The sequence below is a fragment of the Agrobacterium leguminum genome, assembly GCF_005144435.2.
Lineage (GTDB): Bacteria > Pseudomonadota > Alphaproteobacteria > Rhizobiales > Rhizobiaceae > Agrobacterium > Agrobacterium leguminum.
This window is the reverse complement of sequence record NZ_CP120212.1, coordinates 1,245,065-1,261,327: the sequence shown is the minus strand read 5'-3', so window position 1 is coordinate 1,261,327 and position 16,263 is coordinate 1,245,065. Positions and strand designations below refer to the sequence as shown.

14 protein-coding genes and 1 riboswitch are annotated in these 16,263 nt (G+C 59.6%); of the genes, 5 read left to right on the top strand and 9 right to left on the bottom strand.

All coding sequences use genetic code 11. The features are described from left to right. Positions 1-25: 25 nt before the first annotated feature. Positions 26-2,182 carry a TonB-dependent siderophore receptor gene (locus CFBP4996_RS20415; RefSeq protein WP_162936055.1) on the bottom strand — a complete coding sequence of 719 codons (2,157 nt, stop codon included), beginning with the start codon at positions 2,180-2,182 and terminating at the stop codon, positions 26-28. 176 nt (positions 2,183-2,358) lie between these two features. Between CFBP4996_RS20415 and CFBP4996_RS20410 the strand changes: the two genes are divergently transcribed. From CFBP4996_RS20410 to CFBP4996_RS20395, 4 genes are all read left to right on the top strand, one after another. After that, a complete protein-coding gene (locus CFBP4996_RS20410) occupies positions 2,359-3,384 on the top strand; it encodes an AraC family transcriptional regulator (protein WP_137396276.1) in 1,026 nt (341 codons plus the stop codon). Positions 3,385-3,530: 146 nt separating this feature from the next. Continuing rightward, positions 3,531-4,481 carry a Fe2+-enterobactin ABC transporter substrate-binding protein gene (gene fepB / locus CFBP4996_RS20405; protein WP_080854021.1) on the top strand — a complete coding sequence of 317 codons (951 nt, stop codon included), beginning with the start codon at positions 3,531-3,533 and terminating at the stop codon, positions 4,479-4,481. A 5-nt stretch (positions 4,482-4,486) separates the two neighbouring features. Further along, on the top strand, positions 4,487-5,527 hold the full coding sequence (locus CFBP4996_RS20400) for a FecCD family ABC transporter permease (protein WP_233283583.1): 1,041 nt from the start codon (positions 4,487-4,489) through the stop codon (positions 5,525-5,527). Positions 5,528-5,586: 59 nt separating this feature from the next. After that, a complete protein-coding gene (locus tag CFBP4996_RS20395) occupies positions 5,587-6,585 on the top strand; it encodes a FecCD family ABC transporter permease (RefSeq protein WP_233283582.1) in 999 nt (332 codons plus the stop codon). Positions 6,586-6,592: 7 nt separating this feature from the next. Here the strand turns inward: CFBP4996_RS20395 and CFBP4996_RS20390 are convergent, their stop codons facing one another. From CFBP4996_RS20390 to CFBP4996_RS20355, 8 genes are all read right to left on the bottom strand, one after another. Beyond that, the gene (locus tag CFBP4996_RS20390) at positions 6,593-7,423 is read right to left on the bottom strand and encodes an ABC transporter ATP-binding protein (RefSeq protein ID WP_080854835.1); all 831 of its coding nucleotides are present in this window, start codon (positions 7,421-7,423) and stop codon (positions 6,593-6,595) included. Between the two features lie 91 nt (positions 7,424-7,514). Continuing rightward, positions 7,515-8,288 (bottom strand): class I SAM-dependent methyltransferase, encoded by a 774-nt coding sequence (locus CFBP4996_RS20385; protein ID WP_080854023.1) that lies wholly within the window; start codon positions 8,286-8,288, stop codon positions 7,515-7,517. A 46-nt stretch (positions 8,289-8,334) separates the two neighbouring features. Then, positions 8,335-9,096 carry an ABC transporter permease gene (locus CFBP4996_RS20380; RefSeq protein WP_080854024.1) on the bottom strand — a complete coding sequence of 254 codons (762 nt, stop codon included), beginning with the start codon at positions 9,094-9,096 and terminating at the stop codon, positions 8,335-8,337. Beyond that, on the bottom strand, positions 9,096-10,010 hold the full coding sequence (locus CFBP4996_RS20375) for an ABC transporter permease (protein ID WP_272868920.1): 915 nt from the start codon (positions 10,008-10,010) through the stop codon (positions 9,096-9,098). Before CFBP4996_RS20375 ends, CFBP4996_RS20380 begins: the two co-directional genes overlap by 1 nt. A 5-nt stretch (positions 10,011-10,015) precedes the next feature. Continuing rightward, positions 10,016-11,512, bottom strand: a complete 1,497-nt coding sequence (locus tag CFBP4996_RS20370) for an ABC transporter substrate-binding protein (protein WP_080854025.1) — start codon at positions 11,510-11,512, stop codon at positions 10,016-10,018. Between the two features lie 16 nt (positions 11,513-11,528). Next, complete coding sequence (locus CFBP4996_RS20365) at positions 11,529-12,320, bottom strand: (2Fe-2S) ferredoxin domain-containing protein (protein WP_233283581.1); 792 nt, start codon at positions 12,318-12,320, stop codon at positions 11,529-11,531. Positions 12,321-12,411: 91 nt separating this feature from the next. After that, positions 12,412-12,604: riboswitch (cobalamin riboswitch) on the bottom strand. Positions 12,605-13,064: 460 nt separating this feature from the next. Continuing rightward, on the bottom strand, positions 13,065-13,820 hold the full coding sequence (locus CFBP4996_RS20360) for an anti-sigma factor family protein (RefSeq protein ID WP_080854027.1): 756 nt from the start codon (positions 13,818-13,820) through the stop codon (positions 13,065-13,067). Further along, positions 13,817-14,359, bottom strand: coding sequence for an RNA polymerase sigma factor (locus CFBP4996_RS20355; RefSeq protein WP_080854028.1), 543 nt, complete (start codon positions 14,357-14,359; stop codon positions 13,817-13,819). Before CFBP4996_RS20355 ends, CFBP4996_RS20360 begins: the two co-directional genes overlap by 4 nt. A gap of 113 nt (positions 14,360-14,472) precedes the next feature. Between CFBP4996_RS20355 and CFBP4996_RS20350 the strand changes: the two genes are divergently transcribed. After that, entirely contained in the window at positions 14,473-15,876 is a 1,404-nt protein-coding gene (locus CFBP4996_RS20350) for a S8 family serine peptidase (RefSeq protein ID WP_233283580.1), read from the top strand. The last annotated feature ends 387 nt before the right edge of the window (positions 15,877-16,263 follow it).

Genomic DNA, 16,263 nt, shown 5'->3' with positions numbered 1-16,263 from the left:
TCATTCAAGCCCATATTTGATCAAGTCAGAACGTCGTGCCGATCTTGAAGACAAAGCTGCGTGGTTCGCCGTAGAAGTTAAAGACCGAAGTACCGCCGACGCGTTCGTAATAGGTCTTGTTGAAGACGTTGTTGACCGTAAGGCTGGCCGTTACATGTTCGTTGAACTTGTATCCGGCCTGCAGATCAACCACACCGTAGCCCGGCGCATTGATGGTGGTGGCGCCACCTGCTGCAGTACGGGAAACATTCTTGAATGACGAGAATAGCTTCACACCACCGCCGACAAAGAAGCCATCGGTCCAGTTTCCAGTATCTTCGAACGTGTATTTGGTGAAGAGCTGCACCATATGCTCAGGCGTGTAATATTCCGATCCTGCCGCACGGGTCGTGTTCTTGTATTCCGTGTCCGTATAGGTGTAACCGGCCGTTGCTTCCCAGTTGGGCAGGATTTCGCCATTGACCTCAAATTCAATGCCACGCATGTGCGCCTTGCCAAGCGCGAGATAATAGCTGGTATTGTTCGGGTCGGTGACAGCACGGTTTTCGTCGGTCAGATCGAACCACGCAAGCGAAGCATTCAGGCCATCGGTCAGTTCCGCCTTCAGGCCAACCTCATACTGCTCGCCGGTGCGCGGATCGATGATCGCACCCGAGGAATCGACCGCCGATTGCGGCTGGAAAATCTGGGTGTAGCTGGCATAAGCGGACAAACGGTCTGTCAGATCGTAGATAATGCCGGCATAAGGCGTGAATTCGCCGTTGACCTTCACTTCGCTGCTGCCGGACTGGGCGTCATACCAGGTGAAACGCCCGCCACCGATCAAGGTCAGCTTATCGAATGGTTTGATGCGCCACTGACCGTAGATACCGTACTGGTCGGACTCGGTTTCCGTCGCACTGCCGAAAGTCACAGTTGGCCTGGCGAGGTGTGTATTCCAGTTGTATAGGCTTTGAGCGCCGGAAATCACGCCTGTTGCCGATCGCAGGCTGTCATCGCTGCCGCGATAGTCGACGCCCGCAATAATGTTGTTTTCCAGGCCGTAGATTTCGAACGGTCGGCTGATGTGAGCGTCGAGCGATACCGAATCCTGCTCATAGTCTCGTGCAAGCCACCGTGTTCCACTTGTGACCACGCCTGACGCGTTTGCCGCGCCGGCAGCATATGCATACAGAAAATCAACGTCGACATGTGAATAAAGGGCCGAGATCTTGGCGTGACCGCCATCTTCGAAGCGGTGCTCGAGTTCGGCAATATATTGCGTGACATTGTTTTCGAAGGTGTTCCAGTCAGCGCCGGTATATGTCGAGGTGGGCAGGTCGAGCAGCGTGCCGTTTGCAAGCGTCGGCAAACCGTTGAACGGTGAGATATCGCGCTTTGTATGGTTGATGCTGACCGTTGCGGTCGTGTTTTCCGTCAAATCGGCCTGAATCGTCCCGTAGACAACACCAACCTTGTTGTCGACGCCATCGACAAAGCTGTCCTTGCCCGAGAGAACGCCAACAAGGCGACCGCGAACACGGCCAGACTTGGTCAGCGGCCCGGTAACGTCACCCTCGACGCGCTTGCCATCCCACGAACTCATGATCGTATTGATGCTTGCCTTGTATTCGTCCGACGCCTGCTTCAGGCGCATATTGACGGCACCGGCCGGTTCGCCCGCACCGCCGAACAGGCCGGAGGGGCCACGCAGTATCTCGATGTGGTCGACAACAGCCATGTCCGGCTGCGTGCCGTAAATCGAGGAAACCGGCGTCGACAGACCGTTCATATAAAGCGTGTCGAATTCGAAGCCGCGGGAATAGAGGCTGGAACGACCGTCATCGTTGGTGAGGACAACGATGCCGGGCGTCTTGCGCATAACCGTATCGAGGGAAGAGAAATTTCCGTCTTCAAGGCGTTCGCGGGTGACTACCGTGGTCGATTGCGGTACTTCGCGCAGCGCGCGCGTGTCTTTGTCGCCAACGCTTATCTGCCTGGTCGTATAGCTGTTCGTGCCTTCGGTCTCGTAGGTCGCGCCCTCAAGCACGATCGGCGCAAGTTCCGTGGTATCGCTCCGGGTGCTTGTGGCATCCTGAGCCCTGGCACTTGCCGCCATACCCGTCAGCACGGTGGTTGCCAGCAGAATATGAGCCAGCCGCTTCATCGCCGGCCGTTGCAGGTTGATCTCAGTTCCGTTCATTTCCATACCCCCGGACGACTGGCTATTTCCACACGATTGTCGCTCGTTACGCGCCAAACAGTGCCGGACGTCCCCCGTCGCGGCTATTCTTGAGTGCTTATTTCATGTATTCGTATAAGAGGTTTTGAAAGCGCCTGCTTTCGTTAACCGCGCATAAACTTATGTAGGAGACCTCTGTGAACAGAGCCATCGCCCCTCTTCCGCCCGTGGCAGCAGATCCGAACCCCATCCTGACCCGACGCGAGTTACGCAAAAACGGCGTGCGCGTGCTCGACGGTGGTGATCAGGGCGACGCAGTCGTTGCCTGCGGCCTCGTCGGAAAGGTTAGGATGGACGGCATTCACGCCAATTTCGGCCGCCGCATGCAGGTCGATGACCTCGATATGGAAGTGGCGCTTGATGCGCAGGTATGCATCAAGATTTTCCTCGAAGGCTTTGTTGAAGCGTCGTTGAACGGCGTGCCGATGCCAATGCCGCAACGGACCGAACAGGGGCGTTGGCAGTCATCGGCCATTATCGTTTCGCACGGGAGTGGTGCACGCCTGCGCCGGCGGGCACGCAAGGGCCAATATCTCGATAAAATGGTCATCGGCATGTCTCGCGAATGGCTGCAGCGGTTTTCCGAAAGTGCGGAAACCCCAGCGAATTTCCGGGCGCTTCTGGGCGGGGAGCCGGGCTTCTGGCAATGGCGACCCAATTGCAAGGTCGAGTTTCTGGCCAGGCAGATGTTCGATATCGCTGCCCGCAAGCCGCCGTTTTCGTCCGTGCTGCTGGAGAGCCACACGCTTGCCATCGTCTATGAGGCGCTGACGACCGCATTCGGTACGAGCCCTGAGGCGGTGATGCCGCCGACCAACCTGACTGCGGCCGAACAGCAGCGGATTTATGCACTGGTCCGTTATATCGATCGCCACTCGGCTCAGGAGCTTGCCGTGACCGCCATGGCGAGCGAGCTTGGCGCCAGCCAGGCAACACTGCAGCGCCTGGTGCGCAAAGCGCACAATTGCTCCCTGAACGAGTTCATCCGAAACCGCTGGCTGGATGAGGCCCGTCAGGCGCTTCTCTTCAGCAATCGCAGCATCTCCGAGATTGCCTTCGAAGCCGGATATGTGCACCTTTCTAACTTCACGGCAGCCTTTCGCAAGCGGTTCGGTTATCCACCGTCTTCGCTTCGAAGACATGCCGGTCCAGCCGGAGGCTGAACGGGGCCACCAGAATTATCCTGTGCGCTGCACTCATATTTTTGGTGGCGAGCGCCAGTCAGCGATGCTAATGCTGCCGCCCGCACGGGCAAGAAGCAGACGGTGAAGCCCCTGCTTTTTCCACGTCGTCAGCGGAGAATTCAGCCATGAGCATTGGGATAATCGGCCGATTCGCAGCGAGAATCATCACAGCGGCGATTGCTTTCCTGCTGTTCTGGTCCGCCGCCAACGCCGAGGAGAACTGGCCGCGCAGCTTTACCAATGTCGATGGCAGCCAAACGGAAATACCCGCCAAGCCCCGAAAAATCCTTTCAACTTCGGTATCGCTGACCGGCACGCTTCTCGCAATCAATGCACCGGTTGTTGCCAGCGGTTCGGCAGCGAATGGCCAGTTCTTCGCGCAATGGGCGGCAGTGGCCAGCGAACGCAAGGTTGAAAACGCCTGGCCAGCCGGCAAGGTCGATCTCGAAGCCGTCTATGCAGCACAACCCGATTTGATCGTCGTGACGACAAGCGGGGCCGGTTCGGTCAAGGATCAGCTCGGCGCCTTCCGCCAGATCGCCCCGACCATTCTTGTCGACGATGGAGCACTTTCCTGGCAGGGCCTGGCGACAGAACTTGGCCGTGCAACCGGCCTTGAGTCGGAGGCGGCCGCATCGATCAAGGATTTCGATGCTTACGTTGCGGCAGCACGCGCAAAAATCAAAATCCCTGACGGGAAGGCCAACATCATCAGTTTCAATGGCGCGGGCCAAAGCAACCCCATTGGCCGCGCAACAGGCCCGCATGCCGCCCTTCTGTCCGCGCTCGGTTTCGATATCGAAGATCCCGATCCGGCCTGGCACACCCAGGCGGAAAGCCGCGACGACTTCGTCTGGGCAAATTACGAGCATCTGGTCGACCTTAAAGCGGGCACCACCTTCATCCTGCGGGTGGATGACCGCAAGGCAGCAGCCTTCCGCAACGATCCGGTTCTCGCCAACGTTCCCTCTGTAAAGAGCAGTCATGTCTATGGGCTTGGCGTCAATTCCTTCCGCATCGACTATTACAGCGGCAAGGAAATCGTCGATGGCATCGTTGCCAATTTTGGACACTGACACCCTTGCGGAACCGGCTGGATGGCACAGCGACGCCAACACGCAGGATCGACCGTAACCGGTTGATCGGGCTCGGGGCGCTTACCTTTCTGCTTGCTGTGACTGTCATCTTTGGCATCGTCGCCGGAGCGCGACCGATACCTCTCTCGACCTCCTGGGATGCGATCGTCGATTTTGATCCGGCAAACAGCGATCATCTCCTGGTGCGCCTGCTGCGCATCCCGCGCACGCTGCTCGCCATCGTGGTCGGAGCATCACTTGGTGTCGCGGGCACCATCATGCAGGCGCTGACGCGAAATCCACTGTCGGATCCTGGCATCCTTGGCATCAACGCGGGAGCGGCGGTGGCAATCACCTGCGCCATCGCCCTTTTCGGGATCAGCTCCGTCACGGCCTATATGGCGCTTGGCATGGCAGGTGCTGCTCTTGCCGGCGCAGCTGTCTATCTCCTCGGCAATCTATCGCGCGGCGGCAATCCCGTTCGAGTTGTCCTCGCAGGCGCCGCACTCTCCGTCGTCCTGATGTCGCTGACGCAGATCGTTCTGGTAAACAGCGACGAACAGGTCTTCGACGAGTTCCGCAACTGGTCCGTCGGCTCCTTGCAGGGACGAGGGTATGGAGTCTTGCTTCCCGTCCTTGCTCTTTCATCCATCGGGGCCGCAATTGCGTTCACACTTACGAAGGCGCTCGATACGGCAGCCCTCGGGGCCGATCTTGCCAAGGCACTCGGTGGCAATCCGCTGCGCATCTGGGGACTTTCGGCACTTGCGGTCATTATCCTTTCAGGGGCGGCGACGGCAGGTGCTGGACCGATCGGTTTCGTCGGGCTGACGGCACCGCACATTGCCCGGCTGATCACGGGTCCTGGCCATCGCTGGCTGTTACCCTATGCGATGATGATCGCCGCCTTGCTGACGGTAAGTGCCGATGCGCTGGGGCGGGTGATTGCCCCACCCGGCGAAGTGAGCGTCGGCATCATGCTGGCGCTGATAGGCGGGCCGTTCTTTATCGCCCTTGTTCGTCGCCACCGGATATCAAAGCTGTGACCCGCCCCGCACACCCTCGGTCCTCGACCCCTCGGCGATTTGTCTGGCGAAGCCGGCGCGTGTCGTTCGCCGTCGAGATGCGTCCGGTCGCCATCTCTCTTCTACTTGCAACAGCCACCGTACTCGCGGCACTCTTTACCATGACGCTTGGCCGTGTCCCGGTACCTTTCATTGACGTCATCGCAGCGGTGCTCGGAGATGGAGAGGGCGGCATGCGAGAGCAGATCGTCTTCAACCTGCGTCTGCCGCGCGTACTCGTTGCGGTCTTCGCGGGAGCCTCGCTTGGTGTCTCAGGCGCCGTGTTCCAGTCAGTGTCGCGTAATCCGCTTGGCTCTCCCGACGTCATTGGTTTTACCACCGGCGCGGCAACGGGCGCACTGGCACAGATCGTGATCTTTGGCGGCGGACCGCTTGCCGTGGCATTGTCGGCAGTCCTTGGCGGGCTGGTGACTGCAACACTCGTCTACCTTCTGTCTTTCAAGCAGGGGGTTACGGGTGGCTACCGGCTGGTGTTAACCGGTATCGGTACGGGAGCGACACTCAACGCTCTCAACGGGCTGATGCTCGTCAAGGGCAGCCTTGACAATGCCATCGCCGCCAATCTCTGGCTCGCCGGTTCGCTTGATGCACGCAACTGGGATCATGCCTTAACCGTCGTGGCAGGCGCCTTGCTGCTGATACCGATTGCCGCCCTTGCCGCAAACAGACTTCGCATGATCGAGATGGGTGATGATATCGCCCGCCAGCTCGGTGTCCACGTCGAACGGACACGGTTCGGCATGATCGCATGTGCGGTCCTTCTTGTGGGCGTGGCAACAGGTGCTGCGGGACCGATCGCATTCTTGGCCCTTGCCGCACCGCAGCTTGCGACCAGACTGACAGCAAGCCGCGGCATACCGGTTATCGGTTCCGCCATGATGGGTGCGTTCCTGCTGGTATCTGCAGATTTGCTGACGCAGCTCTTCGCCACCAACCTGGTGCTGCCGATTGGCCGCATGACCGGACTTGTCGGTGGTATTTATCTTCTGTGGCTTCTGACCCGATCGAAGCGGAGTTAATTCGACCTCAAGCGACTGGCGAAGGGTCGTCGAGCGGCACGACCATTGGATCGCCGGTCACCGGATCGTCGATAACGACAGCAGCCAGCCCGAAGACGGTCTGTACGAGATCGGCTGTCATCACGCTGCGCGGATCACCCTCCACGATGACGCGCCCATCGCGCATCGCGACGATGTGATCAGCGTAGCGACATGCCTGATTGAGATCGTGCAGAACCGCCACAACCGTGTTGCCCTGGCGCCTGTTGAGATCGCGCAAAAGATTGAGAAGTTCGATCTGGTGAGCGATGTCAAGGAACGTCGTCGGTTCATCGAGCAGCAGAAGCGGTGTCTCCTGAGCCAGGACCATGGCGATCCACACACGCTGCCGCTGCCCGCCGGAAAGTTCGTCAACCGCACGGTTGGCCAGTTCCTGGACCCGCGCTGTCTGCATCGCCCGGTTGACGGCCTCCTCGTCCGCCCGACTCCAGCGTTGAAGAAAAGACTGGTGCGGATAACGTCCACGGGCGACGAGATCGGCTACTGTGATGCCGTCGGGAGCAACCGAACTTTGTGGCAAAAGGCCGAGTGTGCGTGCGACGTCGCGCGCGGGCAGACGTTCGATTTCCCTGCCGTCAAGGACGACGCTCCCGGCTTCGGGCCGGATGATGCGAGCGAGCGCGCGCAGTAGCGTGGACTTGCCACAGGCATTGGGGCCAACGATCACCGTGAAAAGGCCGTCAGGGACTTTAAAACTCAAATTCTCAGAAATTACCCGATCGCCATAGGTCAGCTTGACGGTGCGGGCTTCAAGCCGGGCGTTTGCCAAATCTAGGGGGCCGGGAATCGACTTTTTCATTTGCATATAACCGTTGCTTGGCACCTTGTGGCCGAGAACAGGATGTAACGTCAACCTCAAATGCGGCAGCTCAAAACTGCTCGGCACGTCTTCAAGACCGGCTGCAGGTCAGAATAAAGCGCCTGTAGACGAAGGTGCGCAGCCGGTTGCGCAGGTTGGCATTTTTCCGCTGCGCTTTCGCTATCGGGTGATGGGAATGGAGTTCTATCTTATCAAAGCCCGCAGCGATCAGCAGCGGCGTCAGCATCTGGGGCTGTAGCCCCCGGCCGAATGGAAGCTCCTTCATGATCGCCGCATGGCGACTGCCCAGAGCGCCGTCATAATTCCTGTCAGCACCCATCACATGATCAATAAGCGAAATCAGCACGCTCGCAAGGCGTCCGGTCGGTTTCGGCGTCGCCCAGTCGCCATCGAAAAACAGAAGCCGGCCGCCCGGACGAAGAAGCCTGAACCATTCGGAGAACGTCTGTTCGGGCTGCGTTAAAGTCCAGACCAGATGCCTGCAGACGATCGCGTCATAGGATGCATCGGGCTCCATGGTGTTTTCGGCATCCGCCATGATGAAGCGCAGCCGCGGTTTGCCGGCGTGTTTGGCGCGCGCCACCGCCAGCATCGCCTCCGAAAAGTCGAGCGCCGTAACATCGTGACCCAGATCATGGATCAGGCGCGTCACCTCGCCGGTGCCGCAGGCAAGCTCAAGAACCCGTTTCGGCCCCGGACCGATCAGCTCCCTGATCGGTTTCTGCCAAGCCTCGGCTTCCGGACCGGCGGCGATCCTGTGTCCGAATGCCAGATCGAAGGTCTCCGATCTTTTAGACCAATAATCCCGGATTTCCTCCTTGAGATCGAAATTGCCGCCATCCATTGCGTCGTCCTTCGTCTGTTCCCTGTATAAGCGCCGACGAAATGATTCAATCCGGCGCGTCGAATACGGTGTTTAGCGTTGCAACCGTCACGGCAATCGCGATTCCGGGCCAGATCATCGGGCTTGGATGATCGAAGATGAAAACGCGATATTCGAACAGCATGGAGCCCCAGTCCGGTTTCGAGGGGTCTGCGCCAAGCCCGATGAAGGCCAGCGAGGCGTAGGCGGTGACGGCAAAACCAGCCTGATTGCCGGTATGGGTCGCCATCAATGGCAGGATATTCGGCAGAAGATGACGCAGAACCATCCGCAAAGGCCGAACGCCCAGTGCCTGGGCCGCGTGGATAAAAGGTTGTTCAAGCACGCGGCGGCTGAGTGAATGGGCAAGTAGAGCCGTCGGACCGATGCCGGCAAGACCAAGAGCCACCCCGGCCGTGATGGGCGTCAGGCCAAAAATCGCGGCCGCCGTCAGGGCGATGATGAGCGTCGGAACGGTGATGAAGAATTCGCAACAGCGCAACGCCGCCCTTTCCTGCCAGCCGCCCAGCACCGCAGCGCCGGCGCCGAGCAAGGTGCCGCCGGTAAATGCGATGACGCCGACCGACAAAACCACAAGCGCTGTGCGCCATCCGCCCGCCATGAGGCGCGAAAGAAGATCGCGACCGAGATGGTCGGTGCCCAGCAGATGCTGCACCGTTATACCGGAGTGGCGCACGAGCATATCCACGGCGTCCGGATCACGTGGCTGCCAGACGGCGCTCAGAAGCAGTAAAAGGGCCAGGATGGCGAGTGCGATATACCGGACCATCAGGCGAGCCGCGGATCCAGAAGGCGCTGAAACAGCTGCACGATCAGGTTCATTAAAAGCAGCCACAGCGCGATGACCATCACATAGGCCTGCAGCACCATCTGGTCGCGCACCGCGATGCTCTGTACCAGGAACTGGCTGATGCCGGGAAGATTGAAGAGGATTTCCATGGTTGCCGTCGAGCCGATCACCCACCCCGCTTCCGAGCGCACCGCCGAAAGCAGCGCATAAAGTGCGCCGCGATGCGCGTGGCGCCAGAGCGCCTGCCGGTACGAAAGTCCCTTGGCGAGAGCGGTGCGAAAATACGGCTGCCGCGTGGTTTCGATCATATCCCGGCGATAGACGCGCGCGAAGACGGCAGCCGAATGTGAAGCGATCAGAATGACGGGCAGGACGATCGCTGTCATGTCCGTTCCGAAGGGACGAATCCAGCGCAACTGGACGCCGAGGACCCAGAGCAGGACAAGGCCCAGCCAGAAACCGGGAACGGCCTGCACGAAGACCGACAATGCCCGGCTGGTACGATCGGCAATACCGCCCGGTCGCGCCGCAGCGCTGAATCCGAGCGGCACGGCAATGGCAATGGCAACGAGCAAACCGGAAACGCCAAGAAGAAGCGATACGGGCAGGCGATCACGAAACTCGGCAAAAACGGCTTCACCGGTGCGGAAGGATCGCCCCCAGTCGCCAGCGACAAAATCCGCAAGCCAATGCAGATAGCGCAGGACGAGGGGACGATCGAGGCCCCACCCTTCCCGCAGCGCCGCGACGGTTTCACTCGTGGCCGCCAGGTTCCAGACCCGAATGGCAATCTGCACCGGATCGGCTGGCATCCATGCAATGAGCGTGAAGGATGCGAATGAAAGCGCAACCATTCCCAACACGGAATATATGCCGAACCGGAGCAATTGCATCAGGCCTATTTCACCTCGCCGATATCGGCCCGCAGGACGTAATAGTCGGAGCCCCAGGGCTCGTAGTTCTGCAGCCGCTTCGAAAGTCCGACATACCAGACGGGTGAGACCAGGAAGGATGCGGGAACATCCGCAAACAGCTTCGTCTGTGCATCGAGCGCGATCGTGGCGCGTTCGCCGGCGTCGCCCGCCGTCGCGAAACGGTCGAGAATGGCATCGAAGTCAGGCGAGGCGTATTTCGCATAATTGAGCGAGGCACCACTGCGCAGCATCGAATTGAGGAAAAAGGCGGGGTCCCCGTTCGGCGCGGTGTGCTGCGCCCAGAGCGCGATGTCGAACTCACCGGCAGCCGCCACGTCCTGGATATTTTCCACGACCTTCGTATCGAGTTCGATGCCTATTCTGGCAAGCTGCGCCTTGACCACCGGCAGCATGGTGACGAGGTCGGGGCGCTGCGGATAGGTAATGGCGAGAAGGCGCAACGGCGTGCCGTCCTTCTCACGCTTCCCTGCCCCGTTCTTCGTCCAGCCAGCTTCGTCGAGAAGCGCTTCGGCTTTCGCAAGATCGGTCTGTCGCTGCTCTTTCCCGGCAAAGGGGAAATAGGCGGCATAGGCGCCGGTCGCGGGTTCACCGCCATTGATCGCAGCGGCGAGTTCCCTGCGGTCGAAGCCGAGATCGAGCGCCTGGCGCACCTTGATATCGGCGGTAACCGGCCTCGTTGTGTTCAGGAAAGCGAGATATTGATAACCGACAGGGAAAGACTTGATCGTCAGATCCGGATTGGTTTTCAGACGGCTTACGACTTCTGAAGGCAATCCAAAGGCAAGGTCCAGTTCCCCCGCTTCCAGCGCCAATGTCATGCTTTGCGCATCGCCGAACCTGCGGAAATCAACTGTAGAACGGGCATCCGCATCGGCAAAATGGGTGTTCGGCGTGAGCGTCAGTGATGTATCCGCCTTGAAATCCGCAATCTGATACGGACCGGTGAACAGCGCCTTCCCGTCGGTGGCGGGCTTGTAGGCGATCAGCGGCCATTCCGCGAAAAGTGCCTGAAGAAAAGCCACCGGCTTTTCCGTGGTAATCATCAGTGTCAGGTCGTCGGCCGCCTTGAAATCCAGCTTTCCACCCGTTGCCAGCGCCGCCTTGTTGGTTGCAAATGTATGGTCGAAACCGGCGGCAAGCGCAGCCGCCGTTACAGGCGAACCATCGGAAAAGGCGCGGCCCGGTTTCAGCGTCACTGTCCAGCTGAGATCGCCGGTGCGTTCCGCTTTTTCGGCAAGACCGGGCACAAGTCGCCCTTCCCGGTCCACGGTGAAGAGGTTTTCACCCACGCCATGGCTGACAAGCGCCCAGCCGTTCGATCCCTTTGCCGGGTCGAGACCGCTCGTGATGTATGTGGCGCCAACGCGCAATGGCTCGGTGGCGAGAGCACTGGCGCCCACACCCGCTATCAAGGCCGCAAGCCCGGCCGCGGCCAGACGTGAAAAGCTCTTTGCCGACATTCTATTTCCTCTCATGCTATTCGGACAGATTACGAAGCCGCTGTTTGCGGCCGGTCGGGTGGTAGGCGAAATCGTCAACGACGCGGCCACCCAGCAGATGTTCGGCAACGATGCGATCGACTGCCTCTTCCGTGACGCCGCCATAATAGGTGCCCTCGGGAAAGACCTGCAGGACGGGCGCAAGGTTGCAGGGGCCAAGACAGGTGGACTTGGCGGTCATGGTGCCCTCACCCGCAATCCGAAGCTTCTGCCGCTCCTGCTGGTTGCGCAGATGGCCCCAGATCGCATCCGCACCCGCCGAATTGCATGGACCACCCTGGCAGACGAGCACGCGGCGTTTCTGTGCCGGCACCAGAGAGCCCTCGCCGGCGGACCGGAGTGACGCCGGAAGATCAAGTGGCTGCGCCGTTTCGGTAAGATCTTCAAGCAGGCGCGCCATCAGGCTGCTCGCTGTGGGGCTTGCTGTTATGGAAAGGGACGGCCACGGCCTGACGTCGCCTGCCCGCCATCGTTTCAGTGTCTTCGTCATCCAGTTGTGAAAACTGGGCTCCAGCGGCAGCATCAGTGGAATGATCAGGATATGGCTGACATCCTCATCGATCAGATTAAACAGCGCTTCGCGGAGTGACGGTGTTCCCTGTTCCGTGAAGGCGATGCGAACGGTCCTTGCGCCGCAAAGCCCCTCAGCCTGCATTGCCAGACGCTGCATGTCCTGATGAGGCGCGGCGGCAAAGGCCGACTTCGCGACCAGCAGCACGGCGTCGGGCGCGGACGGCTCGTATTGGGTTGGTTGGATACTGTCTGTCACATTGCCTCATTCACGAGGCGGCGTCGAAAATGACAGGGTCTCCGGCGAAAGACCGGAAACAGCCATCATTCCCATGGCACCCCCCGACCACGGAATTACATGATGTCAGGCAGGTCTCCTGGCTTGCGGGTCGAGGCCGTCTCACCCGTCTTCCCGGCATCGCTGCCAGTGACATCGTGGGCGATCGGCTCACCGCTTACAGTTGCGGGACAGCTCCGGACTTTAACCGGATTCCCTCTTAGCTCCGCCGGGTGGCGGAAGAACCATGACGGATGGACCCTACACTGCCGCCGGTCACTGTCAACTACCCTCACGGGTGTAAAAACTCTGCAAGAAGCCTTTCGTTACGTTATTACATAACGATAAATCATTTATGGAGAAGGGGTCAATAGGTCAGTCACAGAAAATCTGATTATCGGACCGCATCAAAACCTGTAGCCCCGGAGCAGCATAATATTTGGCGGCGGAGGGGTCGGGGTGCGCCGTACCCGCGAGGTAGCGGGGAGCTGAGCGGAATGGGAATTTTCTCCGTCAAATGAAGATATTTGTTCCCTGCATCCAAGCATTTGTTTTCTGATATATCTTTTGGCGTTTTCGATCCGTTTTCTGTCTGCCCAAAAACTTGTAAGACTTAGTCAAGATTCAAGCAAATTTGCTAGAGCACGGCTGGTCGTCAAGCTTCCTCAGCTTCGCTGGGATGGCTTTATTTTGCCGTGTTTTTGACATCCGTCGTTTCAAGGAAAGCTATTCGGGCCTGCGCGCCAGCACGCGTTGTTCTTCCTCAGCGGACAGCGGTGTGCCGGCTTCGATCGATGCCAGATAGGTGTCGATCGTCTCTTGCGAAGACGCTGGAACGTAACCGTCAGTCCTTGGAGACGACAGTGCGAGACGCGTGACCCACGTGCCGCCGGATCTGCAGGCAACGGTTACCGTGCTCTCCTGCTGCCGTTTCAACTCGTATTCGCGGCAAAGTTCGCCCTGTCTGTCGACAAAGCTCGCGACGATGCGCAGCCCTTCGGATTGACCGAGTACGATATCGCTACCGGAAGGTTGACGGTCGAGTGCGGCAGATAGTGCGCTCTCGAAAGATGAGCCGGGCTCGACACTGCTGCGCCCGGCCATGAAACCGCCGACACCCGTAACGATAGCGAGTATGGATGCCGCAACAGGCATCAACCAGTGCTGCTCCGGACGAGGAGCCTCCGGCTTTTCCCGTCTCCGGAACCCAATGATGTTGTCGTCTTCCGCACGGGAAGGACCGGCTTCGGCTTTTTCGACCATGCGGCGCACCGACGCAGCAAGCGCATCCGGCACAGGCTCATCGATCAGCGGTTTCATGGCGGCGGCAAGCGCGACCCGGGTTTCGAGGAAAACCACAAGCCGTTCAGCAAGCGCTTCATCCGTTTCAAGCGCCGTCTCCAGACGCAGACTGGTCGCCTCGTCGAGTTCACCATCGGCAAACGCCATCAATGTCTCGTCGTCAAAATGTTCCATAGTCATGCAACGCTGCCTTTCTTGTCGGACGAACGTTTCTCCCCGAGACTTATTCCTGTCAGTTCCGCCAGATGTTTGCGTGCCCGCGCCAGCCTGCTCATGACAGTGCCGATGGGAATGGACAGAACATTGGCCGCATCGCGGTAACTCAGTTCTTCGATACAGACCAGAACCAGCACTTCGCGCTGCTCTTCCGGAAGCTGCTGCAGGGCCGTTACCACCTCCATCAGCTCCATCCGCGCATGGGTTGCGGCCTCCCCCGAAGGGACCGATACGTCATAAGCCTTCTCAATCTCCTCCTGTGGGCCGGCGGTCCGGACGCGGCGGAGGTGATCGATCCAGAGATTGCGCAGGATGCGGAACATCCACGCGTCGAAGCGGGTATCGGGCGCAAAACTGTCGGCGGCGATGATCGCCCGCTCGCAGGCAGCCTGCACCAGGTCATCGGCCAATTCACGCGAATGGCAGAGCGAAATCGCAAATCGGCGCAGGTTCGGCAGGAACCCGACCAGCCGCTGCGGCACTGTGAACGTATCATTCGTCATGCCATTTGTTTGACATGGAACGGAATAATCTGTCGAGACAAACGTCTACCTGAGGTAACATCCCCACACATGTTCGGAATGTTTCGAGTGTATTTTCTACCGGAGATAGCCATTTGTCGAAGATTGCACCGCTTCGTTTCGGGTTTTGCATCATCATCCTCGTAGCCGCCGGTTCACTGACCGCATTGCCGCTGCTGCAATCGGCGGGCATGGCGCCCGGCGTCGCCGCGGCATTTGCCGACGATGATAACGATGGCGGCGGCGATGACGACGGTGGTGGCGGGTATAATGGCTCGTCTGGTGGCGGAGACCGCGGCAGCGACGACCGGCGCCCCCGTGGCGATCTGCGTTCGCTTTTCGGCTGGCCATTCCAGCGTGCGGAGCGCAGGCCGCAGCAGCGAAGGGCCGTGGCCATTCCGGATCACGCACCCGACAAAATCCTGGCGCTCGGCCTCGATGACGCATCGATTACAAACCTGACGCAGGACGGGTTTGTTGTTGATGAACGAACGACCATTGCGCTCACCGGCAGCGAATTGGTCAAGCTGACGATACCACGGGGCATGACGCTGGATGCTGCCCGACAGGCCGTGATCGCGACAGCACCTTCCGCATCCGTGGATTTCAATCATTTTTATCGGCCGGAACAACGGGAAGCCTCTTCCTGTTCGGGTGACGGCTGCAGGCTCGTCAGACATATTGTCGGCTGGCCTCTCAATGGCGGCCGGGATCAGGCGGCAAGCTGTGCAGCGCCATTGCCGATCGGCCTCATCGATACCGCCATAAACGCCGGACACGCCTCCCTCGCTGGCGCCATGATCGAGGTCGTGCAGCTTGAAGACGGTGCGGGACCGCCATCCGGCGTCCAGCATGGAACGGCGGTCGCCGCCCTTCTTGTCGGAGCCGCAGGCAGCCGTGCGCCGGGCCTCCTTCCCCGCGGCCACCTGATCGCGATCGATGCCTTCCAGCGTTATCGCAAGACAGCCGATATTGCCGAAACATACGATCTTATTCGGGCGCTCGACGTGCTGGCCACCCGCAACATCCGGATCATCAACCTCAGCCTGAGCGGACCGCCCAACATCCTGTTCGAAAAGGCGGTGGGCGCGACAATAGGCAAGGGCACGATCCTCGTCGCCGCAGCCGGCAATGATGGTCCGAACGCCAGGCCGGTCTACCCCGCCGCCTATGCGGATGTCATTGCGGTTACAGCCGTGGACAGAGACATGAAACCATATCGCCGCGCGGTGCGCGGTGACCATATCGACATCGCCGCCCCCGGTGTCGGCGTGTGGACGGCCGCCTCCGTTTCCGGCGGCAGACAGAAGAACGGCACGTCCTTCGCCGCCCCCTTCGTAACGGCAGCGGCCTCGTTGATACTGGGCGCCAATCCCGGCATGCTGCCGAAGGATGTGGCAGATGCTCTGGCGCAGTCGGCAAGCGACATGGGCGCACCGGGCAAGGACGCGATTTTCGGCTGGGGTCTCCTGAATGCCCGGGCGCTATGTCAGAGTTGAGTGAGCCGGCATCGGTCATCCCTGACGCCGTTCATCTATGCCTGCAATGAAAATGCCCGGCGCAAGGCCGGGCATGACAATCCGAATTTGCCGACGCGATATCAATCATCGTCATCGTCACCATCATCGTCGTCGCGGGAACTGCCTCGAAACCTCGGCCAGCTCTCATTGTCACCGCGATAGCGGCGGCTGCACGGGTATGGCATGCGCCTGAGACGCAGCGACCGTCAATGTAAGGCTTGCAAGTAAGGCCACTTTGCCCGGGGTAAAAACCTGGCTCACGGCTGTTCTCCTTCCATGTTTCAACGTCGATACCTGCCGAAGAACGCAGCCAGTGCGGATTTATTCCGGATGAAGAGAATTTATTGAGTGATCACCTCCTCAATT